The sequence below is a fragment of the Mucilaginibacter gossypiicola genome, from assembly GCF_900110105.1.
Taxonomy (GTDB): Bacteria; Bacteroidota; Bacteroidia; order Sphingobacteriales; family Sphingobacteriaceae; genus Mucilaginibacter; species Mucilaginibacter gossypiicola.
Genome location: NZ_FOCL01000006.1, coordinates 24359 through 47808 on the forward strand (window position 1 = coordinate 24359; position 23450 = coordinate 47808).

Sequence of the window (23450 nt, forward strand, 5' to 3'; positions counted from 1 at the left end):
AGGCCGGTTGGTAGAAAAAATGTATGTTTAAGTCTTTAACTTAACTAATTAACCTTATCAAAAATATGGGAAATACTTATACCCAATTATATATCCACTTTGTATTCGCCGTAAAATATCGTGCATCTTTAATCGATGAAACATGGGGAGAAAGGTTGCGGCAGTATATAACTTCTATTGTTCAGAAACAAGAACATAAATTGATTGCTATTAATAATATGCCAGATCATCTGCATTTATTTGTTGGATTAAATCCTAATCAGGCAATCTCTGATTTAATAAGAGTAGTCAAAAGTGATTCTTCTGAATGGATCAATAGAGAAGGATTAACACGCAGTAAATTTCAATGGCAGCAGGGGTATGGTGCTTTTAGCCATAGCAGATCACAGGTAGAGAAAGTTGTACATTATATTGCAAGTCAGCAAGAGCATCATAGAAAGAAAACATTTTTAGATGAGTATCAACAGATATTAAAGGATTTTAATATAGAGTTTGATGAACGATACATTTTTAAACTACCGGAATAGAATGTTTTACAAGTGGAGCTCCTAAGGAGCTCTAAGATAGTTGCTTTATGTGTTGCTACAAACCTGTTGTCCCGATGGGACAGATATTCCAGTTTACTTTTTAGCTATTGAACGGGAATAAACCTAATGCTTGCAACGGCTTCCGATGGTAATGTCAATAAGCTAAAACTTTGATAATTGCGCCGTAGGTGCAAAAGGTTTGTAGAATAATGTGAATTTAATTTTAGCGTGCCGTAGGTACGCAACTCCCGCTGTTCTCATCGACGCTACAGCTCATCATTGCATTTTAATAAAATTATTCTCCATCACTGGCACAGCTATTGTTTTAACTACCCTGCATCAAAACTATAAGCTATGAAAGCATTAAAAATAAAACTGGCCATGATGTTACTGGGATTAACGCTCGGAGCTGCTGCACCGGTATTGGCACAGTCATCACAAGATACCTCATCATTAACTACAAAGGCCAACGGGGCGGGAGCCGGAAATGGATCCAGTCAGGGAGCGCCCGGTACGGCTACGGTATCCGGTACCGGGACTGGCACCCTGCAGGATAGCGATAAAGCCAGCGTTCCCAGCGGCGACGCCAGTATAAAACAGAACGCAGATCAAAAAATGGTAAACCCTTCGCAATCGGCCGGATACTGGATATTGGGAGCGTTTAGCCTGGTTGGATTGATCATGTTGATCATATTACAGAGAAAGAGGCATATAAATTCATAATCAGGCATGATGCTGACTATTAGCTTCGCGCTCTTTGATAATGCGGTAGCCAAATTTTTGAGCAGGCAGCTCAATAAAGTGATGTAAAAATGTGGAAATAAGCATGCTGGCCGATAGTACTATTATTAGTCTTATGGTGTAATTAGCAACGGCGCCGGCTGGGCTTTGAACCGGCAAATAGTCAATTATATGAAAGCGCGTTAGCCAATGCAGTACAGCAAAATGGCTTAAATACATGCTGAAACTTATTTTGCCGGCATAGGCAGTAAAGCGGTTAACCAAAATTTTGTATTCGTGCCTGCTTAATGCAAGTGCCAGCACAAAAAACGCGATGGTACAAAATACATGATCAGGAAGAAGCACTACACCCAGATATTGTGTTAGTAAAAACACTGCAGCAATCAGTATAGCATAGGGCTTAACCTTGGGCTGGTAATTATCTTTAATGATAAAATAAAATAGTATGCCCAATGCAAATACAGGCAACTGTGACGGCAGATAAAAATAAAGATAGTTATACCACAGCATATCATTTTGCATCAGGTGGAAGCGGCGCAGTATGATATCGAGCACAAAACGAAGAACAAGTGTTAAAAGAAAGAATACCGTGGCTTGCTGGGTGTTTTTGATTTTATAAAATAAAAAAGGGATGGTGAGATAAAAAAGCATCTCGACAGCAATTGACCAGCCACCAGGCACAAGGCTATTTATCCAATAAGCATTAAACCCGTGTATAAAAAATACATTGCCGGTAATATTGCCTATTGTTACACCCAATGCATCACCTAACCAAAAACGCGGACCAAAGCCGTCCTGCCATAGGTAATAAATTATAGCGATGTAATACATTGGGGCAATCCTGAAAAAACGACGGATAAAAAAATTGCCCGTAAAGTATTTTTCCTTTCCATGTCTCGCATTCACCGAAAGAAACAGCGTGAATGCACTCACAAAGAAAAATAGCTGCACTCCGTTTATACCGCGGCTTATTGCATGAACAAGCATAGCCGGCAACATTGTATTGTTACCAAACTGCGAAGTATGGGTAATTACAACTGCTAAAATGGCCAAACCTCTTAAAGCATCAATATATCTTAATTTTAACATGCCCGCACTTGTGGTAAATTGTTCCTCTCGTCAATTATTTCAGAGAGCCTAAAAATGTAAAAAAGATAACACAAATAAGAAGGCTGAAAGCAGAATGCAAAAAGCCTAAAGCTAATAAGTTGATTATTAATTAGCTTCAGGCTTTATATAACTTGTTTTCCTTGCGGTTATTAGTTTACTTCTATGATCTTAATACCCCATGGTTCCAGCTTTAAACTGGCATTTTTACTAACGTTATCACCCGATAACAATTCTTTACCATTGCCGTAAGGGTAGGTGAGGCTGGTTTCGTTAGCCGAATAATTGAAGTAATAATGTACCGTTTTGCCTCCCTGGTTTACCCCTTGTTTGGTAATAACCGGCCAGGCTACCTGCTGATCGGCTCCCCATAAGCCAATGGATTTTACCTCATCGGCGAGTAGTTTATCGGTAACGGCGCTGGTGGTGAGCGTGCCTATATAGGTAGCTACACCTTTACCATATTTGTTTTGGGTGATAGCAGCGTATTTGCCCCAAACCGGATGATCGTAATGGGCCAATACTTTGGCTGTGGTTGGAGTAATGAGCTCCATCCAGGTGTTTAGCCTTTTATCTTCGGGTTTCAGGTTCCAGTCGTCGGCTTTTAATGAGGTATTGCCTGGTTCGGTGAACTGGCTGTAGTAAATACCACAAGCTTCGTCAATAATGCCCGGCTGATGCGTGGTGCGCACCTTTACGTTTTCATCGGCAAAACCGCTTTTGAATGTATAAATGATATGCCCGCCGTTTTTAACATAGGCATTAAGGCGTTTCAGCAAACTATCTGGTGCTGCATACAGCAAAGGGACTACCAGCAGTTTATAATTTTCAATGTTTTTACTTGTCGGATCCACAAAATCGCAGCCCACGTTCATGTGGTACAGGCCATCGTAAAACTGGCGCAATACATCGTTATAGCCGGTTCGTGTTCCCCAGCCAAAGCCAAAAGCTTTAAAACCGGTAAGGGCTTCGTTGCTGAACAGGATGGCTACATCGTTTTTCTTTTTCAGGTTGATGAGCTTGCTGCTTAACCTGTCGAAATCTTTGCCGATGGTTTTGGCTTCGTCATAAACCGGGTTTGGTTCAAAATCATGGCTTAGCAAACCTTTCCAGTAAGTTTCGGCCGAATTATGGATAGAATGCCATGGCCAGTAGCTCACCATATTGGCGCCTGATGCCAGGTGACTAAAAGCCTGCAACCTTAGCTGACCGGGATAAGGTACCCATTGCGGAAAGCCCTGCGCCTCTGTTTCGATAGTAAGATAATTCTTACCGCCTTTCATAGAGCGGGCCACATCGCCGCCGAAAGAAATTTCGACACCGGTAAGCTTATCCTGGCTGGGGTGATAAATATCTATGCCGGCAATATCCAACGCTTTAGCTGCCGCAAAGTGGTCAACATCCGGCTGGATGCCGAACGAATAGCCGTGCCATTCCAAATCGAAGTTTTGGGTGATGAACTGGTCGGGCCGTTTGTATTCGCGCACTATGGCGGCCTGCCATGCTAAGTAATCGGTAACCAGCTGGCGTTGAAATTTCGCAAACTCCGACGAAAGACTACCATTAATCGTATTAACCATCGACGGAAAATCGTCCCAGTTATTGATGCGGTTGCTCCAGTAATCGAGCCCAAAAATGTGGTTAATATTATCCAGTGTTTTATACTTTGCCTTCATGTAGTTAACAAATAAGGCCTGCACGTTTGGTCCTGCCGTACCGTATGATTTGGTTTCGTTGTCAACCTGATATCCTATCACTGCGTTGTTGTCCTTCACATGCTCCATTATCTTGCGGATAACACGTTCTGCATAAAAACGATAATCTTTGTTAGTGATGTCCATATTTTGCCTTGGCCCATACTGGTTTTGACCCGATGGGGTAATAGCTAAAATTTCTGGGTGCTTTTTTACCATCCATGTAGGTACGGCATAAGTTGGTGTACCGATGATAACATGGATCCCCGCTTTCTGCATGGCGTTAAGCACCCTGTCAATATGGGTGAAATCGAAAACACCATCCTGCGGTTCTTCGGTGCTCCAGGTTGATTCGGCAATGCGTACCACGTTAATGCCGCAGGCTTTCATCATTTGCACATCCTTGTCCAGCCTTTCGTAAGGCATGTACTCGTCATAATAAGCCACGCCATAAAGCAACTTATCCATTTTAGGATATTGAGCAAAGGCAGATGCAGCAAAAAGCAGTTGCGTGACGAAGAGCAGCAGGTATTTCTTATCCATAACAGCGATATTTAGGGTAATTGGCTTGTGCTGATGAAAGTACGAATTAATTGTATTTTTAACACACATTAAAAAATATTTTATAATGTGAAACAGATGTAGTAGTACACAAAACTTTTATTGCTGTTTAAAAACTGATATTAGCCCCCTGTTGTAATACCATTATAACCTGTTAGTATTTCCTTATGAAAACAGTTATCCGTTACCTGCTTGTCCTGATGTTTTGCTGCGCGATGAGCGCCCATGCGCAACAAAGGCGCCTTACTTATTGTAACCCGCTTAACCTCGATTATGGTTACACCCCCTTCGAAACATTTGCAGGCTGGGGTAAACACCGCGCTACTGCCGACCCAACCATGACTTTGTTTAAGGGTAAATACTACCTGTTCTCAACCAATCAATTCGGTTACTGGTGGAGCGATGATATGCTGAACTGGAACTTTGTTTACCGCAAATTTGTCCGCCCGTATAACGAGGTGAAAGGCGATGAACTTTGTGCTCCCGCTACATTGGTTTTGGGCGATACCCTGCTGGTGATCGGATCTACCTATAATAAAGATTTTACCCTGTGGATGAGCACCAACCCCACGCGCGACGACTGGAAAGCCGCCAAAGACTATTTTAAAGTAGGCGCCTGGGATCCCGGTATGTTTGCCGATGACGACGGCAGGGTTTATATTTATCACGGCTCCAGCAATACGCTGCCGCTGTACGGACAGGAGATTGACAGGCATACTTTTGAACCTATCGGCCCTAAAAAAGAAATGGTTAAGCTTAACCCGGAGGAGCATGGCTGGGAACGTTTTGGCGAACATAATGATAACGTTTTCCTGCTGCCCTTTATTGAAGGTTCGTGGATGAACAAGTATAAAGGCAAATACTACCTGCAATTTGGCGCTCCCGGTACCGAGCAAAGCGGCTATGGCGATGGCGTTTTTGTAGGGGATCATCCGCTTGGGCCTTTTACTTATCAAAAGCATAACCCATTCTCGTACAAACCCGGTGGTTTTGCCAAAGGTGCAGGTCATGGTGCTACATGGGCCGATAAATATGGCAATTACTGGCATATCAGCACGATGGGGATCTCGGTAAAAAATAATTTCGAGCGCCGCATCGGTTTCTGGCCAGCGGGGTTTGACCAGGACGGCGTACTGTACAGCAATACTTCCTACGGTGATTATCCACATTATTTATCCAACGGCCCGGAAGACCACCTGAAAAGCAATTTTACCGGTTGGATGATCCTAAACTACAATAAACCCGTAGAGGTTTCATCAACCCTTGGCGCTTATGCGGCTAACAATGCTGTTGATGAGGATATCAAAACCTACTGGAGCGCAAAAACAGCCAACAAAGGCGAGTGGCTCAAAACCGACCTGGGTGAGATCAGCACCATAAATGCCGTCCAAATAAACTATGCCGATCAGGATGCCGGTTTTATGGGTAAATCGTTAGGCGTGTACCACCAGTACATCATCTACTCATCGCTCAACGGCAAAACATGGCAGCCGGTTATCGACAAAAGTAAAAACCATAAAGATGTACCGCACGATTACATCGAACTAAAAACCCCAGCCAAAGCCCGCTATATAAAAATGGTGAACCTGCATATGCCTACGGGCAAATTCGCACTATCCGGCTTAAGGGTATTTGGCAAAGGAGCCGGTGCAAAACCCGATACCGTGCAAAACCTCATTGTGCTGCGTGGCGATAGCGAACGCCGTAACGCCTGGCTTAAGTGGAAACCAAACGACAATGCCACCGGCTACACCGTTTATTTCGGAATAGCACCAGATAAGTTGTACAACAGTATGATGATTTACGGTAAAAATGAATACTATTTTAATGGGATGGATAAAAGCCTGCCATACTATTTTCAGATAGAGGCGTTTAATGAAAACGGTATTTCGGCGAGAACGAAAGTTGTGAAGGTGGAGTAGTGTTGACTCACCCCGACATCGCTGCGCTTGTCACCCCTCTCTACGCAAGCGTAAAGAGGGGTTTTAATTTATGTTTTTTCTTACCCTCTTTATCCGCAGGATAAAGAGGGTGGTCCAGCGTAGCGCAGGCCGGGTGAGTAAACTATGCGCCATATAAAATTATTGCTAAATTTAGCGTTATTCGAATAACCTTCAACATAAGACATTAACTCCCCCGATGCTAAAAAACATCCTCCCCCTCCTCATAATCCTAATGCTCAGCATCGCTGCCAAAGCCCAGCAGGCCGACAGCACCCTGAAAAAATCGCCGGTAAAAACACTAAGCGATAAACAGTTTACCCAATTGATCAGCGGTGAATATTTGTTTGACGATATTGAGCAGGTAGCCCGGCTTAACCATTACCCCATGCCCGATGCTGCACTGAAGTTTAAAAAAGAACTTAGTTTGAGCCCTGTACAGGTTACCAAAATAACTGCTATTGCTGCCGAACTGCACCGCAAACGGGTAGAGATGGGCAATTTTATAGTCACCAATGAAACTACGCTTGATAAATTGATGAAAAAAGGGACGGATAATGGTAGTATCATCTTTTACTCCAACCGCTCGGGGTTATATTACGGCGAGCTTCGCAACGCCATTTTACAGGCCTGTTTAGGTACGGGGAATGCCCTTGCGCCACAGCAAATCACCAAGTTGGAAACACTCGCTGCTCATAATTGAAAATATACCATTTGATTTGCTTAATTTAGCGCCTCCAAATAAAGTGTATGAAGATTACGTTTGATTTTGAAAAACCACTGGCTGAGCTACAGCAGCAGATAGAGAAGGTAAAACAGGTTGAGGAAAAAAACAAACTCGACATGTCGGCAACCGTTGCCGAGCTGGAAGGAAAGCTGGAAGATGCCAAAAAAGATATATACAACAACCTAACAGGCTGGCAAAAAGTACAAATTTCACGTCACCCCGAAAGACCGTATACCTTGCAGTATATCGAACTGATGTGCGATGATTTTATTGAACTGCATGGCGACCGTACCGTAGGCGATGATAAAGCCATCATTGGCGGTTTCGGCACATTGAATGGCCAAACCGTTATGTTTATCGGTCACCAGAAAGGCCGTAACACTAAAGAACGTCAGTACCGCAACTTCGGTATGGCCAATCCTGAAGGCTATCGCAAAGCTTTAAGGCTAATGAAAATGGCTGAGAAATTTAATAAGCCAATTGTTACCCTTATAGATACTCCGGGAGCATATCCAGGCTTAGAGGCCGAAGAACGCGGCCAGGGTGAAGCAATTGCCCGCAATTTGCTCGAAATGTCGGTGCTTAAAGTGCCCGTGATTTGCGTTATCATTGGCGAAGGAGCATCGGGTGGTGCGTTGGGTATTGGTATTGGCGATAGGGTATTGATGCTGGATAACTCATGGTATTCGGTGATCTCGCCCGAAAACTGCTCAACCATCCTTTGGAAAACCTGGGAAAACAAGGAGCGTGCAGCCGAAGTACTTAAACTTACCTCGACAGAGATGTTGAAGAACAAGCTGATTGACGGTGTGATTAAAGAACCACTTGGCGGTGCACACCAGGATCCTGTTGCTATGGCCGGTATCCTGAAAAAACAATTACTAAAAGACCTTAAAACCCTCAAAGAGCGTAATATCGATGAGCTTGTAGCCGAGCGAATTGACAAGTTTTGCTCAATGGGTGTGGTTAATGAATAAAAGGTATCCCATTTTGATAGCAAGAGCTGCCCTAAAAGGCGGCTCTTGCTGTTTGTATTAAAACCATGTCATTGCGAGTATCCACCAGGGAAACCCCGGAAAAAATCGTAATGACGTGCAAGATATTTTTAGAGATGGTGCGCTGGGCCGCGTTAGGGATGGGAGCGGATACCGGCCTGTGGCTAAGGCCTGTGCAGTATGAGCATACAGCCCGGGCCGTAGGCAACGCCCATATTATAAATCTACCTAAAAAACACAATTAATAATCAATAACTTACGGCCACGTCATTATAAGGCACGAAGCAATCGCACGGAGGTTTGGCCGCCCTGCATAGCATGCGATTGCCACGCTGCGCTTGCAATGACATGGTTTTTATTTGTTTTTTCAGGCCATTTCCTCTTCTCTGCACTTGTGTGTTCAAACGAGTGCAAGAAAGAATGACATGCGTTTTATCACACCTCATAATAGTCGCAAATGCCCCTTACATAAAAGTTAATTTGAGGGTAAATTTGATCATCAATAAAACCATTCATTATGAAGACTGAAGAACCAGCCAGCCCTTTTGGCAAATTGGGTAACCCTGCCCGGCGCGCATTGGCCAATGCGGGTATCACATCATTACTTGAATTGTCAAAACTTACCGAGAGGGAGTTTTTGCATTTGCATGGCGTTGGCAAAAGCTCGGTGCCGATAGTGAAGGAGAAGATGAAAGAAGAAGGTTTAGGCTTCAAAGAATAAAATAAGTGAACCCCTGTGCCTTCCCGCACAGGGGTGTAAAGCTTACAGTATATAATATACGTCGGCTTTAGCGGCGGCAGGTTGTACTGCTGCCTTTTCACTCTCATGTTTATCGTTAAGCATCTGCTTTAAATCGCGTTCAATGGTTTGCGATATGGCAGTTGTTGGGGTGTCTGTTGGTTTGTTTTCAAACGGGTCCTGCAGGTGGATAGCCATTTTTTCTACCAGTAAAAATGCAGCTGCTATGGCTATGATCAAAGGCACTTCAAACATGCCGAAGAACTCGATCAAACCAAATGGCAACAGTATAATGAACAGGTACAAACAAAAATGAATGTACAAGCTGTAAGTAACCGGGAATACGGTGTTCTTGATCCGCTCGCATTTACCCATGGCATCGCACAACCGGGTAAGCGTACCATCTATTTGTACCTGCTGGTAATCATTAAGCCATCCGTTTTTATAAGCCAGTTTCAGATCGAGCCCGTGCAGCTTTAACAAGCTGTTAGGCATGTTGTTAAAACGATGGGTAAACTTCACTTCTTCGTCAACTAATAAATGAGCGTTCTTTGCATATGGGTCCTGTTTACGTAACGATTGGCTTAAGCCGTAGCACCAGGCAATCTGGCGGTGAACAAACCGTTTTTTGAAACCTTCTATTTCTTCGCAAGCCGCGTTATCGCCATCCAAAAAAGTGATCAGTTCGCGGGTTAACGATCTTGAATCGTTAACTATTGCTCCCCAAATGCTTCGTGCTTCCCACCAGCGATCATAAGCCTGGTTTGACCGGAATGCCAGCAACAACGATATGATGGTTGCCAATATGGCCGGTACAGCAATTGGAATTGAGATCCTGTATTCGGGAAAAAAACGGTGGAACAAGGCTATTGATACGGCATACCCGGCAACCAGTAAAAGCTCGTTCTTAATTTTTCCCACCACGTATTTTACCGGGATATTTTCTTTTAATAACATAGATAGTCTTTTAAATAAATTGATAAATATTAAACTTCCAGCAACTCGTGTTCGACTTCGGCTTTAACCACTGTTAATGATTGTTTAACCTCGGCTTTAAGGGTTACTATTTTATACCCGCTTCGTTGCATCAGTATGCTTGGGTCAAAACTGTTAGGTGTTAACCGGGCATAGTTATGGTTTTCGGGCATGGCAATCAGGTCTGTCTCTCTCTCTTCAAGATAGTTTTTAAATACCGCTACTGTGTTGCCGTAAAAAAAGTCGGGTGTAATGTTTTCAATCTGATCCTCATAATCATTTTTCAGCATGGTACAACCGGCATAAAATTCATCGCTGATGAGCTGGTATTCCCTGCTTCTGCGTGATAATAATAACAGGTCGGATATGGAGTCGGATAGTTGCAGAAAATGAACGAGCGAGATATTTAGTTTTTGCTTTGGATACCGCTCTGCTAAAACAGGTATAATGTTTAATGATGATAAGGCGAAATCAGACGGGATAATGATGTTTAATGTTTTCATGATGATACCTTTTTTTGTGAATACTACTGTTTGTTGATACAATAGTAGGTACCAGGCATTAAAGCGGTTTAAGAAAGAAATTAGAATGTGATTAGAATTGGTGTTTTTCTTGTCGGGGTGAAAGAAAGGGACATCACCACCACGTCATTGCGAGGTATGAAGCAATCCCCGATTAGCAGAGCAGCTATGCAGATCCCCCTGTAAAGTTCGCGATTGCTTTGTGCCCCGCAATGACGGGTTGTAGAAGGCTTCTAAGTGCATACTTCTGCAGGCGGCAAAAGTATAAAAATATTTAATTTTTCTCCACCTCATAAATCGGCAGCATCACCCTGATCTCGGTGCCTTCGCCCTCTTTGGAGATAATGCCGATATTACCCTTATGCAGTCTCACAATGTTCAGTGCCAGCGGAAGCCCTACACCATGCCCCTGGTATTTACCCGTGTTTGAGGCGCGAAAAAATGGCTCGAAAATATGCTGAACATCACTTTCAGGGATACCAATGCCCTGGTCTTTCACACTAAAAATGATGCTGTTGTTTTCGGCATATACTTTAAGTACTACGGGCTTGTTCTCGGAGTATTTACAGGCATTGAGGCCTATGTTACTTATAGCCAGTTTAAGCAGGTTGATGTTTCCCTGTGTTACCAGGCTATCCACATCATCGGGTAGTGACGAAAAATCAATGCTGAGCTGGTTGGCCGGGTTGATGTGATCAACAGCCTCTTTAACCATAAACGCCATTTCATCGGCGCGGATCTGTTCCCAGTTTTGCTTTTTGCCGTCGAAACCGCTTTGCGCCAGCCCGAGCAGACTGGTAATAATATCCTGCAGACTTTGAGTGCCGGTTAATATTTCCTGTAGGTTTTTATGAAGATCGGCACCGGGTTGGTCTATGTTTTTGAGTGAAAGCTCGGCCTCTCCTTTAATAATGGCCAGCGGCGTACGCAGCTCATGCGAGGCGTTGCTGATAAAGTTGTTCTGCGTTTCAAAGGCGGTTTCCAGCCTGTCGAGCATATTATTAAAGGTTTGGGTAAGCTCGGCTATTTCGTCTTTCCCGCTGTAATCTTCCAAACGCAGGTGCAGGTTACTGGCCGTAATGGTGTTTACCTTTTTAATGATGTTACGTACCGGCTTAAAGGTATGGTATGAAAAACGGCGGCCAATGAGGTAAACAATTAATATCGAAATCAGGAAACTAACAATCAATACCTGTTCAAGGTCATTAAGCTCACTAAGGCCCGAAGGATTGGTTGCCGAAACTACAATAATAGCGTCACCTTCGGGAAAGTGAAATATATTGCCGGCATAAAATACATTGTTGGCCTTAAATCTTGATTTTCCGTTGGCAAGGATATTATCTATCAGTTGGCGCGGAACACCTTTTACAGTTTTGCCTTTTGTATAAACCTCCGGTTTAATAATATATTGCTTTTCGGCAATGAGGCGTTCAAGATAGCGCTGGCGGATTTCCCTGTACATGCCAAGGCTGTCGCGATCATTAAGGTGATGAATCTGTGAGGATATGTTTACCCTTGTTTCCAGGCGTTTAAAAAAATCATCGAAGGTAAACTGGTGTACAAAATAAAAAATAGCGCCGCTAAATAATAATATTACCGATACCGTTAAGGCCAGGAACAGCAGCGCAACTTTTTTCTGGATACTCATTTAGGCTGCGTTGTTTTTTAAAATATAGCCCATGCCTATAACCGTGTGGATAAGCTTGTTGTCAAAATCCTTATCCACCTTTTTGCGCAGGTAGTTGATATACACATCAACCACATTGGTACCCATATTAAAATCAATGTTCCAAACATGCTCCAATATCTCAATGCGACTAAGCATATGGTTTTTATTTTTGGCCAGAAACTCCAGCAGGCGGTATTCGGTAGCTGTAAGATCGATGATCTTATCGCCGCGCTTAACTGATTTTTCGTCGCCGTTAATTACCAGGTCGGCAATTTGGATTACGTTTGCCGGTTGTGTAAGATTTGAATTGCGACGGGCTAATGTCCGGATGCGTGCGTTAAGTTCGGCCAGGCTAAAAGGTTTAACCATGTAGTCGTCGGCCCCGCTGTCAAGGCCTACTACCACGTTTTCGGTAGTACCGAGTGCGGTAAGCATTAATATGGCAGCGTTTTGGTTGGCTTGCCGTAAGCGGCGACAAACCTCAATGCCATTGATGCCGGGCAGCATAATATCCAGAATGATCAATTGAAAATCCATTTTAATGGCCATGTCCAGCCCGGTTGTACCATCAAGGGCAACACTTATTTCGTGGCCTTCGGCAGTAAGGTCGCGCTGGATAATGGATACCAGTTTCGCTTCATCTTCTATGAGGAGGATCTTCATTGTGGCAAATATATATTACGCTTACTATAAACAATAAATAACGCCGATGTTTTAGTTAAACTCATCAGGAATATCGGTAAATTAATGCAATATTAATTGTAAGCCAGATTATGCCTAATCCTTTCAAAATCATCAGTGTTTTAGCTTGTTTTGTGTTCCTATTAGGGGCATTGGGGTGTCATCCTGCAAGTAAACCGGCAGATAAACAACCATCGAAAAAAACAGCCAGAAAAAAAGTAAAAGAATATAAAGAGATCAAATATTCGGACAAACAGCTTATTGCTTTTTTTGACAGTGTGGGTAAACTACCTGTTAACCCAATGGCAAACAAAGTGGCTTTCTATGCCGATTCCGTTTTTAAAACTTTTACTAAACCGGTAAACCGCCAGCTTTCGGCTCCCGATTTTGCATTGTTAAAACAAGCCATACGGGCTAAAAAAATAAACGTCCATATCGCAAAAAAAATATTTGGAGAGTTTACGGTGGATAGTAACTGTAATTCAAATGGTTTATTTGATTCGGTGAAGAGGGGCTATGTGTATTTGCAGGCCTATCATTTTATCCGCAATAAAAACAAGTTTGATGAATTTGCGGTTGGCGTGGCCGACCGGGGGCACTGCGAGGGGGCTATGATCTATTATTTTAGGGGAAGTAAAATCATAGCTAAACAGGATGGCTATTCACGATATGGAAGTGATCCTGAATATTTTACTAATGTAGATGGTGAAAATATTGTTTACAGGCAATATGAGTTTGCCGTAGGATCAGGCGTTGGATGGTTTAATTACTTTTTTTATAAATACGATGGTGATAAATTAATCCCGGTGTTAAATGAACTTGCAACCGGGAATGTGCAGGGAAGTTGGATAGGGCGGGTGACATGGTTAGATGCCTCTGTTAAAAAAACGAATCCATTAACACTGAAGATGGTGTATTATAACCAGTTTGTTAGTGAAGACAGAACGACTTGGGGGCCTATGGTTATCAATGATTCAACTATGGTTAGTTATAAATGGGATGAAAAATCAAAAACACTTATCGGCCAATACGAAAAATCTAAAATTAGTAAAGCTCAGATTTTGTCATATTATCTGGAGGATAATGATCTATTGTTTATTAATGTTTTTAAGAAGCCTTTAAAGGCGGCTTTAAATAGCAAAGAAAACAGACCGTTAATATTGAGGTATCTCACTAACGTAAAAGCCTATCAGGATACCGTTCATAAATGATTTTCTAACACTGATTGAAATTTAGCGACAGCGTAACTTCAACCAGTATTAGGGTGATATTATTAATTTTAAACAACAGCTATATATTCAACAGTAAAATAACATGATAAAATAAGAGGGATGAGTTTGATAGTTAGTTATGACGATGTTGAACAAAAAGGCACTGACGCCGGCGGTGATATCATTTATTATTAATAGAGCGAACCTTTAACTGGAATAATTAAAGACTATAAGGATGGTGTATTAGTGGGTGAAGCTGAATTTACAGATGGGCACAGAGGAGGTATTCAAAGGGAATATAATTACCCCAGCGGAATATTAGTTGAAGAATATTTTATACAATTTAACAAACTGGAAGGTTCGTTTAAAAATTGGGATGATAACGGCATTTTAATAAGCCATACCATTTGGCAAAATGGAAAATGTGTACAAACGGTACTGTAACGGCAGGCTCTGGTCAAGGCAATCCTTCACCATCCCGTCATCGCGGGGTACGAAGCAATCCCCGATTAGTAGAGCGGCTAAGCAAATCCCTGTACAGTTCGCGATTGCTTCGTGCCTCGCAATGACGCTTTTTGTTGGCTAAACTTCGACCAGGAATTTACCAAAACAAAAAATGCCCGCTTTTGGCGGGCATTTAAATAAAAAAAGCATTAAAGGTTAACTTATCTCTTTCCTGTCACCCCAAATTTCTTTTCAAAGCCACTCAGTTGTGTATTGAATTTGTTGAACAGTTGCGGTTGCTTGTATTGTTTACTAAACTCAACCAATCCTCCCAATATCTGCATTGAATATTGCAGATCGCGGTTTTCGAGGTTGGTTTCTCCTTTTTGGATTTGGGCATAGCTATAGTTGAGTTGGTTATTTACATAGTCATCAACCAGGTTAGCCAGTTTGTTGCCTAACTGAATGTCATTTAAGCGATATGCGTTTTCAATCATGTAATATTTGCGCACCGCTATCTCTAACGAGTTGATGGTAGTTGGCATTACCTCGTCATATTTTTTAAGCACTTTGCGCGCCGAATCAGGTTTGCCTGCTTTTGCCAGATCATCGGCCAGGGTTGAATAAAGTCTGGTAATGAGCGGGTAAAACATGGTCATTGATTCGTGATCAAGATAGCTGGCGTTTTTCATGTTGCCCCATTTGTATTTGGTCATCATGTTTTCGTACATTTTACCTGTGTTGCTGGCCTCAAGAGGGCCAACTGCGGTATCAGGTTTTAACGGCAGCAAACGGTAAGCAAAACCTTCGTTATACATGTATTTATCCAAGCCAATCATGTTGCTGTTAGGTACAGTAACTGAAAAATAGATAGGACGCTTCCAGTCGTTGTGCGATAAGATATCCATCATCGCCAGTACATCTTTGGTAACATAACGGCCGCTAAATGTCCAGTTCATTTCAGGGGCTATCTTGTCTTTATCGGCTGCCTGTACGGTGCCGGTTTTAACAACCTCATCGGCATTAACGGTCAATTTGAATTTGTTGGTTGGCAAATAATTGGCAACATCGCCGTTATTGTATTCAACCATGGCTTCTTTTTTATCAGAAGTAATAAAGTCAAAAACATCTTTTAACTCGGTAGCTCCGGGAATTTTCTGATCACTAAAATAGATCACATCGCGTACGCCCGGTTTAAACTTGTCGTTTGTCATGCTGATCGGCAATGGCTCCGACTCGTTCATCTTGTTTTTCATGCCACGAATGTACCAGTCGGTACCCAGCAAGCTCAGGTTCACGATACGCACATCGGGACGCACATTTTCAACCTCCTGGATATACCAAAGCGGGTAAGTATCATTATCGCCATAAGTAAACAAAATGGCATTTGGTGCACATGAGTTAAGATAGTTATAAGCCATGTCATGCGGTGTAAGCTTGGTTGAGCGGTCATGATCATCCCATTCCTGGTTAGCCATTAGTAAAGGCGCCGCAACAAGGCAAACTGCTGTAGAAATGATTGCGCTTACCTTTGCATTAAGCTTTTTGCTCAGCACATCGGCAATGCCAATCACGCCCAGGCCTATCCATATCGCGAAAGCATAAAAGGAGCCGGCATAAGCATAATCACGTTCGCGGGGCTGCAGCGGGTCCTGGTTTAGGTAAAGCACAATGGCTAAACCGGTGCAAACAAACAGGATGGCAACAACACCGGCTTCGCGCTGGTTACGTGCAAAGTGAAATACCGCGCCAAACAAACCTATGATAAGCGGTAAAAAGAACAGGCGGTTGTAGCTTTTACTTTCGGTAACAGAATAGGGCAGAGGTTTGTTGAAATTCCATCCGCTGATCCATTCACCATCGGCACCTGAATTTAAACTCTGACCATCGAGATCGTTTGACCGGCCTGCGAAATTCCACAGGAAATAGCGGGTATACATCTGGTTAATTTGCCATTTAGCAAAAAAGTTAATGTTTGAGCCAAAGGTAGGGTGTTCGCTTTCGCCAAGGCCAGTCCACTCCCGATAAAACTCCGGGTGACCGGGCTTATCGCTGAACATACGCGGGAATATGGTATTTCGGTCGTAAACGGTATTGAGTTTTTTGCCGGCAATTTCGTATTTGGTTGCGCCGCGGCGGTAAATATTGGCTCCTTCTGTTTGTGCTGTAGCTTCCGAATCAAAAAACTGGCCGTACAATAATGGGGTATCGCCATACTGGTCGCGGTTAAGGTAGCTGTTCAGGGCGAAGGCATTCTCAGGGTCGCTGTTGTTAAGATTAGGATTGGCTTTTGCACGCACCACGATCATCACAAATGAGCTGTAGCCGAACAGGATAAACAACAGGCAGATCAAAAAGCTGTTGAGTGCAAAACGCTTTTCGCGAATTTTTACCACGTATTCCAGCAGGGCTAAAATACCTACGCTTACAATAAGCCCAATTATGCCGCCACTAATACCTAATATCAGCACAAAACATACGGCAGCTAAAATAATAGCGGGTTTAACCGGATTTATAGTATAGTAAATACCTGCAACAATGGTGATGATCAACAACAGGAAGAATACCACCGCACCACTGCCAAAGCCCATGCCCAGCGTATTAACAAAAAGCAGGTCGGAAAAAGCCGCGCCTTTTACTGTATACTGAATAACTCCCCAAAGCACAAATGCAAGTGCTACAACGCTTGCCAAAAAGGTAAGTAATGTGCCTTTTGTAGTAACATTTTTTGCCCTGCGGAAATAGATCACCAAGCCAATAGCAGGTATCACCAGCAAGTTTAATAAGTGGATACCTATGGAAAGGCCCATTACATACGCAATAAAAACTATCCACCTGTCGGCATGAGGTTCATCGGCATGGGCATCCCATTTTAAAATAGCCCAAAATACAACAGCGGTACAAAGAGATGATTGCGCGTAAACTTCCGACTCAACGGCCGAAAACCAAAATGTATCCGACCAGGCATAGGCTAAAGCACCTACAATACCCGAACCGATGATCAGGATCAGGTTTGTTGAATTGAGCTGCTCCTCTGTTTTAACCAAAAGCTTTTTGGCAAGAGCCGTAATGGTCCAAAACAGGAACATGATGGTAGCGCCGCTGGCCAGTGCCGATGCCATGTTGGCCCAATAAGCCACTTTGGTATTATCACCCATAGATAACAGGGTAAATACCTTGCCTATCATGGTAAATAAAGGGGCACCGGGCTGGTGAGCTACCTGTAAACGATAGATACAGGCTATAAATTCGCCGCAATCCCAGAAGCTTGATGATGGCTCAAGGGTTAAAATGTAGGTTACTGTGGCAATAATAAAGGCTACCCAGCCAAATATATTGTTGAGTTTTTTGTAATTCATGATTGGACACTATGTGAAAAAACAGGATTAATGCAGCCGAAAATAGTAAAACTATTGGGATGTTACCATCAAAAACGGGCTTTTGAGCCCTGTTTTAATTTTATTTTGCTGTATTTGAGGTGTTAATGAATTTTTTTAAAATTCTATTTTGACTTTCAAATATTCGCGCTATATTTGCATTCCTTTTCGGGGAGTAAGACAAACCAAAGGAGATTGCCTGATAGTATAATGGTAGTACGACGGTTTTTGGTACCGTTTGTCTAGGTTCGAATCCTGGTCGGGCAACAATAAAAATTCGGATTTCGGATTTTCAATTTCGGATTTATTCTGATTGGAAAACTTGAAATCCGAATTGTGTTTTAAGGCGTTTGTGAGCGGGATGTCTTATTTTTATAAGGCAGAATAATCAATCCGAAATCGAACATCCGAAATCCAAAATCAAAGAAAATGCCCTTACAATTTAACCCGGTTAAATTATTTACAGGATCAGGCTCGCCGGAGCTTGCGCGTTTGATAGCTGATGCTTATGGCCGCGAATTAGGTGAAGTTGTAATATCGCGTTTCAGCGATGGTGAATATCAGCCGCATTTTAATGAATCTGTAAGGGGGAGTGATGTTTTCCTGATCCAGTCTACCCATCAGCCTACCGATAATTTAATGGAATTACTCATGATGATTGATGCCGCCCGCCGTGCATCAGCTCATTATGTAACCGCCGTTATACCTTATTTTGGTTTGGCCAGGCAAGACAGGAAAGATAAACCGCGTGTTGCCATTGGTGCAAAGCTGGTAGCCAACCTGTTGGTTGCAGCAGGCATTAACCGTATCATGACCATGGATTTGCACGCAGCGCAAATTCAGGGCTTTTTTGATGTTCCGGTTGATCACCTGGATGCTTCTATCATTTTTGTGCCTTATATCAAAAGCCTTGGCTTAGGTCATCTTACTATTGCGTCGCCTGATATGGGCGGTTCATACAGGGCCCGGAGCTTTGCCAAGTTCTTTAATGCCGAAGTGGTAATTTGCGATAAACGCCGTAAACGCGCTAACGAAATTGAAGCCATGACGCTGATTGGTGATGTTACCGATCAGGACATTGTACTGATTGACGACATTTGCGATACCGCAGGTACATTGGCAAAAGCAGCCGGCTTGATCATGGAGCGTGGTGCACGCAGCGTTCGCGCGGTTTGTACGCACCCGGTATTATCAGGTAAAGCATATGAAACTATTGAAAACTCGGCATTAACCGAACTGATAGTTACAGATACTATACCGCTGAAACAGCAAAGCTCAAAAATAAAAGTGCTTTCAACTGCCGAATTGTTTGCAAAAGCGATCAGCAATGTAAACGAACACGGTTCGATAAGTACCTTGTTTAAGGTGGACTAAGAAACCTCTCCTAAATCCTCTCCAAAGGAGAGGACTTGAAAAGGTTAAAGTAGAATTAAAATATCCTTACAAAAGCTCCTCTCTTTCGGAGAGGGGTTGGGGTGAGGTTTAAATAATAAACAAATAAATAAAAATGAAATCAATTGCTATTAGCGGTTCTCCAAGAGAGAACGTAGGGAAAAGAGACGCGAAAGAGCTGCGTTACAATGGCCAGGTGCCTGCAGTTCTTTATGGTGGTGCTACCCAGACCCACTTTTATGTGTCCGCAGCTGATTTGAGAGCCGTAGTTTATACTCCGGTTGTTCATTTCATCGATCTTGAAATTGCCGGTGTTAAATCACAAGCTATCATCCAGGACATTCAGTTCCACCCACTAACTGAAAAAATCACTCACGTTGACTTTTTATTGTTAGACGAGAAAAAACCTATCGCCATCGAGATCCCTGTTAAATTAACCGGTACTTCTCCAGGTGTTAAAGTAGGTGGTAAACTGGTTCAAAAATTAAGGAAACTGCGTATCAAAGCGCTTCCTAAAGATCATCTTGATGCTATTGAAGTAAGCATCGAGTCTTTAGAAGTTGGTAAATCAGTAAAAGTATCTGATATTAAATTAGATAACTTAACTATCACCAACGCTAAAGAAGATACCATTGTTTCTGTAACTACCTCACGTGCATTACGTCAGGCTGAGCAGGAAGCAGCTCAAGGTAAAAAATAAGTTCTGCCTTTCCTTTCAGGAAGCAGAAGCTGAATTAAAAACAGCGGTAGAGTATCTCTATCGCTGTTTTTGTTTGAGCAATAAATAATATCTTCGCATAAAATTTTAATAATCATTCGGAGATTATCTGAAATGGAAATAAAAACGTCATTGCGAGGTACGAAGCAATCCCCGATTAGCAGGTCAGCTCTGTATTGTTCGCGATTGCTTCGTGCCTCGCAATGACGCTGGTTTATTTGTTTTTGGATAGCTTCATAAATTTCTCCGCTGATTAGCGGAGGCCAGGGGGCATGAAATATTTAATTGTAGGTTTAGGAAATATTGGTCCGGAGTATGCAGATACCAGGCATAATATCGGTTTTATGGTGTTAGATGAGCTGGCAAAGCAGGAGGGAACAAGGTTTCAAAACTCGCGCCTGGCTTATTATACCGAGGTATCGCACAAAGGCCGTACGCTTTGTCTTATAAAACCTACCACCTACATGAACCTGAGCGGAAAGGCCCTTAACCATTGGATGAAGGACTTGAAGATCCCTATTGAAAATGTTTTGGTTATCGTAGATGACCTTGCATTACCATTAGGTACCCTGCGCTTAAAACCTAAAGGCAGTGCCGCCGGGCATAATGGCCTTAAAAATATTGAAGCCGTGCTTGGCAATAACAATTACGCGCGCCTGCGTTTTGGCATTGGCGATAATTACCCCAAAGGCCGCCAGGTTGATTTTGTGCTGAGCGCTTTTGATAAAGACGAGCTGCCCGAACTTCCGGCACTGATAGATCGTTCGATAGAGATGATCAAGAGCTTTGCTACCATTGGTACCGAACTTACCATGACCCGCTATAATAAGTAACATGCCTGTTACAAACTAATAAATTAGTTAAAAAAGCGTTCAAATTGTAATTCGTGTTGTAACACACGAAGGTGTTCTTACGTCTTGTAAACCTAAATAACCTTATGAAACAAATCCTGTTAACGGTACTTTGCTGTTACTTTTCTACGCTCTTATTTGCTCAAACAAAAACTGCTCCTATTGCTCCGGCAGTCCCCAATATCACTGTAAAAGGTACCATCATTGATTCGGCTGTAAACAAACCTATGGGGTATGTTACCGTTGCCCTGCAGGACGCTGCTACCAAAGCCCCTGTAAAAAGTACCCTCGCTAAAGACGACGGTAGTTTTGAACTGAAAGCTCCCGAGGGTAAAACATACCAGTTAGTGGCTGTATTTATAGGTTATGCTACTAAAACTATCCCGGTAAAACTTACCGGTAATACATTTAACGCGGGTAGGATCCTGCTTTCGGCATCAAGCAAGCAATTGAAGGAAGTTACCGTAACTGCGGTAAGACCGGTGATGAAACAGGAGGTTGACCGCCTGAGCTATGATGTACAGGCCGATCCGGAAAGTAAATCGATCACCGCGTTGGATATGATCAGGAAAGTACCCTTACTTTCTGTGGATGGCAACGATGCGATCAAGTTACGTGGAAATGATAATTATAAAATCCTGATCAACGGTAAAGAATCGGCTATGATGGCCAAGAATCCGTCGGACGTATTGAAATCAATGCCGGCTGCCAATATCGAAAAGATTGAAGTGATCACCACACCGCCTGCAAAATATGATGCAGAGGGTTTGGCGGGGATCATCAACATCATCACCAAGAAAAATGCCGATCAGGGATATAACGTAAGTATTAACACTGGTTATAATAGCGTTTATGGCGAACGTGCTAATGTAAACTTAACGGTAAAACAAGGTAAATTCGGTTTTAGCGGGTATGCGGGCTATAACTACAGGCCGTTACGTACGTTATCGTTTGAGAACATGACCACTTTTTTTAAACCGCAGTCAACCGATCCGCAGTCAACACTTAGTCAAACCGGTACAAGAGGCAACAGTGGTAAAAATCTGTACGGTAGCGGCGAGTTAAGTTATGAGGTTGATACCCTGAACCTGATTACCGGTATGTTTGATTTTTATAATGGAAAAAGTAATTCGCAAAATTACCAGGTTACCACCCAACGTGATAGTGCCGACGCTGTTACACAATTTTACCGATTGTTTAACAATGGCACAGGCGAATTTAAAGGATCGGATGTGGGGCTGAACTACCAGTTAGGTTTTAAAAAAAACAAGGAGCAGTTGCTTACTGTATCCTATAAATATAACTATAACAACAATCTGCAAACCAGCGAAGCCACAAAAGGGAATGACTTTAGCGGCGAAGGTGTCCCTAAAGATTACAGGCAATACAATAACTCGGGTTCAAAGCAGCATGCTTTTCAGTTAGATTATATCCAGCCGTCCAAAATCCTGACTGTTGAAGCCGGTGGTAAAGTAACCCTGCGTAATAATTACAGCCAGTTTAATACCGATGTAAAGAGCGATGTGGATAACGAATATCATGCCGATACTGCACAGGTGAACAATTTTACCTACAAGCAAAACATTTACGGTGTGTACAATTCCTATTCGGTTAAGCTAACCAAATGGGCTTTTAAAGGCGGTATGCGCCTGGAACATACCACGGTTAATGCCAATTTTGCCATAGGGAAACCGGTTGTTAACCAGGACTATGATAATTTTGTGCCCTCGGTGTCGGTACAACGGAGCCTGAAAAGCAGCAGCCTTACATTGGGCTTTACCCAACGCATTCAACGGCCGGGTATTTATCAGCTTAACCCTTATACCGATAATTCCAACCCGCAATACCGTAACGTAGGTAACCCTAACCTGAAAGCGGCTGTTACCAATAACTTTGAGCTGGGATACAGCAATTTTGCCAAAGGCTCTATCAACCTGAGTACCAATTACTCGTTTGCCAATAATACAGTACAAAACCTGGCAAGTGTTGATACCGCAACAGGCGTTACCACTACTACCTATGCCAACGTAGGCTCCAACAAAAACTGGGGCTTTGATCTGAATGTGAACTATCCTATCACATCCAAACTGAATGTAAATATAAATTCAGAGCTGCTATTTGTTTGGTTGAAAGGTTATTATAATGGTTCGCTTTTTAGTAACAGCGGTAAACAGGGGCACATTTTTACATACACCACGTACAAGTTTAACGGCGGCTATCGTGCTGGCTTAAACATTGGTTACGATAGTCGTTACGTATTGCTGCAGGGAAAGGATAATTATTTCTTCTTTAGCTCTATCAGCGGCAGCAAAACCATGTTTAAAGAAAAATTGAGCCTATCCCTAAACGTTAACAATCCGTTCAAAAAATTCAACAAGCTCGATTTTTATACCAAAGCGATGGCTTTGAAACTTACACCGCCAATAACAACTTTTATCGCACCATTAATGTAAGCCTGAGCTACAAATTTGGCAGGCTTAACAGTAGCATAAAGAAAAATCAACGTGGTATTAATAATGATGATACCAGTAGCGGAAGCCGCAATTAACAACTTCAGTAACTAATCCGTTACCCGGCGCT

18 protein-coding genes and 1 tRNA gene are annotated in these 23450 nt (G+C 42.7%); 12 read left to right on the top strand and 7 right to left on the bottom strand.

Annotated elements, in window-relative coordinates:
- Nucleotides 1-65 precede the first annotated feature (65 nt).
- Both tnpA and BMX50_RS20115 read left to right on the top strand, forming a co-directional pair.
- Nucleotides 66-527, top strand: coding sequence for an IS200/IS605 family transposase (tnpA, locus tag BMX50_RS20110; protein ID WP_091212714.1), 462 nt, complete (start codon nucleotides 66-68; stop codon nucleotides 525-527).
- A gap of 354 nt (nucleotides 528-881) precedes the next feature.
- The gene (locus tag BMX50_RS20115; RefSeq protein WP_091212717.1) at nucleotides 882-1250 is read left to right on the top strand and encodes a hypothetical protein; all 369 of its coding nucleotides are present in this window, start codon (nucleotides 882-884) and stop codon (nucleotides 1248-1250) included.
- Here the strand turns inward: BMX50_RS20115 and BMX50_RS20120 are convergent, their stop codons facing one another.
- Complete coding sequence (locus BMX50_RS20120) at nucleotides 1251-2357, bottom strand: acyltransferase family protein (protein WP_091212719.1); 1107 nt, start codon at nucleotides 2355-2357, stop codon at nucleotides 1251-1253.
- A 170-nt stretch (nucleotides 2358-2527) separates the two neighbouring features.
- On the bottom strand, nucleotides 2528-4612 hold the full coding sequence (locus tag BMX50_RS20125; RefSeq protein ID WP_208864753.1) for a beta-galactosidase: 2085 nt from the start codon (nucleotides 4610-4612) through the stop codon (nucleotides 2528-2530).
- A gap of 185 nt (nucleotides 4613-4797) precedes the next feature.
- Between BMX50_RS20125 and BMX50_RS20130 the strand changes: the two genes are divergently transcribed.
- The 4 genes from BMX50_RS20130 to BMX50_RS20145 all read left to right on the top strand — a co-directional run bounded on the left by BMX50_RS20130 (nucleotide 4798) and on the right by BMX50_RS20145 (nucleotide 9013).
- Entirely contained in the window at nucleotides 4798-6552 is a 1755-nt protein-coding gene (locus BMX50_RS20130; protein WP_091212722.1) for a discoidin domain-containing protein, read from the top strand.
- 253 nt (nucleotides 6553-6805) lie between these two features.
- Entirely contained in the window at nucleotides 6806-7273 is a 468-nt protein-coding gene (locus BMX50_RS20135) for a hypothetical protein (protein ID WP_143065231.1), read from the top strand.
- Nucleotides 7274-7320: 47 nt separating this feature from the next.
- A complete protein-coding gene (locus BMX50_RS20140) occupies nucleotides 7321-8274 on the top strand; it encodes an acetyl-CoA carboxylase carboxyltransferase subunit alpha (protein ID WP_091212727.1) in 954 nt (317 codons plus the stop codon).
- Between the two features lie 535 nt (nucleotides 8275-8809).
- Entirely contained in the window at nucleotides 8810-9013 is a 204-nt protein-coding gene (locus tag BMX50_RS20145; protein WP_091212729.1) for a helix-hairpin-helix domain-containing protein, read from the top strand.
- Between the two features lie 42 nt (nucleotides 9014-9055).
- On the opposite strand, the gene BMX50_RS20150 is transcribed toward BMX50_RS20145, so the two are convergent.
- The 4 genes from BMX50_RS20150 to BMX50_RS20165 all read right to left on the bottom strand — a co-directional run bounded on the left by BMX50_RS20150 (nucleotide 9056) and on the right by BMX50_RS20165 (nucleotide 12859).
- Nucleotides 9056-9988, bottom strand: a complete 933-nt coding sequence (locus BMX50_RS20150; protein ID WP_091212732.1) for a bestrophin family protein — start codon at nucleotides 9986-9988, stop codon at nucleotides 9056-9058.
- Nucleotides 9989-10017: 29 nt separating this feature from the next.
- Nucleotides 10018-10509 carry a hypothetical protein gene (locus BMX50_RS20155; protein ID WP_143065232.1) on the bottom strand — a complete coding sequence of 164 codons (492 nt, stop codon included), beginning with the start codon at nucleotides 10507-10509 and terminating at the stop codon, nucleotides 10018-10020.
- A 292-nt stretch (nucleotides 10510-10801) separates the two neighbouring features.
- Entirely contained in the window at nucleotides 10802-12175 is a 1374-nt protein-coding gene (locus BMX50_RS20160; RefSeq protein ID WP_091212737.1) for a HAMP domain-containing sensor histidine kinase, read from the bottom strand.
- Nucleotides 12176-12859, bottom strand: a complete 684-nt coding sequence (locus BMX50_RS20165; RefSeq protein WP_091212739.1) for a response regulator transcription factor — start codon at nucleotides 12857-12859, stop codon at nucleotides 12176-12178.
- 110 nt (nucleotides 12860-12969) lie between these two features.
- On the opposite strand from BMX50_RS20165, the gene BMX50_RS20170 reads away from it, so the two are divergent.
- A complete protein-coding gene (locus BMX50_RS20170) occupies nucleotides 12970-14088 on the top strand; it encodes a hypothetical protein (RefSeq protein WP_091212742.1) in 1119 nt (372 codons plus the stop codon).
- A gap of 665 nt (nucleotides 14089-14753) precedes the next feature.
- On the opposite strand, the gene BMX50_RS20180 is transcribed toward BMX50_RS20170, so the two are convergent.
- Complete coding sequence (locus BMX50_RS20180) at nucleotides 14754-17891, bottom strand: glycosyltransferase family 117 protein (RefSeq protein WP_091212747.1); 3138 nt, start codon at nucleotides 17889-17891, stop codon at nucleotides 14754-14756.
- A 214-nt stretch (nucleotides 17892-18105) separates the two neighbouring features.
- Between BMX50_RS20180 and BMX50_RS20185 the strand changes: the two genes are divergently transcribed.
- From BMX50_RS20185 to BMX50_RS20205, 5 genes are all read left to right on the top strand, one after another.
- Nucleotides 18106-18176: transfer RNA gene (locus tag BMX50_RS20185), tRNA-Gln, on the top strand.
- Between the two features lie 162 nt (nucleotides 18177-18338).
- Entirely contained in the window at nucleotides 18339-19283 is a 945-nt protein-coding gene (locus tag BMX50_RS20190; protein WP_091212750.1) for a ribose-phosphate pyrophosphokinase, read from the top strand.
- A 133-nt stretch (nucleotides 19284-19416) separates the two neighbouring features.
- Entirely contained in the window at nucleotides 19417-20001 is a 585-nt protein-coding gene (locus BMX50_RS20195) for a 50S ribosomal protein L25/general stress protein Ctc (protein ID WP_091212752.1), read from the top strand.
- A gap of 290 nt (nucleotides 20002-20291) precedes the next feature.
- Entirely contained in the window at nucleotides 20292-20852 is a 561-nt protein-coding gene (gene pth / locus BMX50_RS20200; protein ID WP_091212754.1) for an aminoacyl-tRNA hydrolase, read from the top strand.
- A 104-nt stretch (nucleotides 20853-20956) separates the two neighbouring features.
- Nucleotides 20957-23323: a TonB-dependent receptor gene (locus BMX50_RS20205; protein WP_091212756.1), complete on the top strand. Its 2367-nt coding sequence runs from the start codon at nucleotides 20957-20959 to the stop codon at nucleotides 23321-23323.
- The last annotated feature ends 127 nt before the right edge of the window (nucleotides 23324-23450 follow it).

Coding starts and splice junctions, on each gene's coding strand:
- BMX50_RS20160 (WP_091212737.1), bottom strand. CDS start 12,175: ATGAGTATCCAGAAAAAAGTTGCGCTGCTGTTCCTGGCCTTAACGGTA.
- BMX50_RS20195 (WP_091212752.1), top strand. CDS start 19,417: ATGAAATCAATTGCTATTAGCGGTTCTCCAAGAGAGAACGTAGGGAAA.
- BMX50_RS20130 (WP_091212722.1), top strand. CDS start 4,798: ATGAAAACAGTTATCCGTTACCTGCTTGTCCTGATGTTTTGCTGCGCG.
- BMX50_RS20165 (WP_091212739.1), bottom strand. CDS start 12,859: ATGAAGATCCTCCTCATAGAAGATGAAGCGAAACTGGTATCCATTATC.
- pth (WP_091212754.1), top strand. CDS start 20,292: ATGAAATATTTAATTGTAGGTTTAGGAAATATTGGTCCGGAGTATGCA.
- BMX50_RS20180 (WP_091212747.1), bottom strand. CDS start 17,891: ATGAATTACAAAAAACTCAACAATATATTTGGCTGGGTAGCCTTTATT.
- BMX50_RS20125 (WP_208864753.1), bottom strand. CDS start 4,612: ATGGATAAGAAATACCTGCTGCTCTTCGTCACGCAACTGCTTTTTGCT.
- BMX50_RS20155 (WP_143065232.1), bottom strand. CDS start 10,509: ATGAAAACATTAAACATCATTATCCCGTCTGATTTCGCCTTATCATCA.
- BMX50_RS20170 (WP_091212742.1), top strand. CDS start 12,970: ATGCCTAATCCTTTCAAAATCATCAGTGTTTTAGCTTGTTTTGTGTTC.
- BMX50_RS20145 (WP_091212729.1), top strand. CDS start 8,810: ATGAAGACTGAAGAACCAGCCAGCCCTTTTGGCAAATTGGGTAACCCT.
- BMX50_RS20135 (WP_143065231.1), top strand. CDS start 6,806: ATGCTCAGCATCGCTGCCAAAGCCCAGCAGGCCGACAGCACCCTGAAA.
- BMX50_RS20140 (WP_091212727.1), top strand. CDS start 7,321: ATGAAGATTACGTTTGATTTTGAAAAACCACTGGCTGAGCTACAGCAG.
- BMX50_RS20115 (WP_091212717.1), top strand. CDS start 882: ATGAAAGCATTAAAAATAAAACTGGCCATGATGTTACTGGGATTAACG.
- BMX50_RS20205 (WP_091212756.1), top strand. CDS start 20,957: ATGAAACAAATCCTGTTAACGGTACTTTGCTGTTACTTTTCTACGCTC.
- tnpA (WP_091212714.1), top strand. CDS start 66: ATGGGAAATACTTATACCCAATTATATATCCACTTTGTATTCGCCGTA.
- BMX50_RS20190 (WP_091212750.1), top strand. CDS start 18,339: ATGCCCTTACAATTTAACCCGGTTAAATTATTTACAGGATCAGGCTCG.
- BMX50_RS20150 (WP_091212732.1), bottom strand. CDS start 9,988: ATGTTATTAAAAGAAAATATCCCGGTAAAATACGTGGTGGGAAAAATT.
- BMX50_RS20120 (WP_091212719.1), bottom strand. CDS start 2,357: ATGTTAAAATTAAGATATATTGATGCTTTAAGAGGTTTGGCCATTTTA.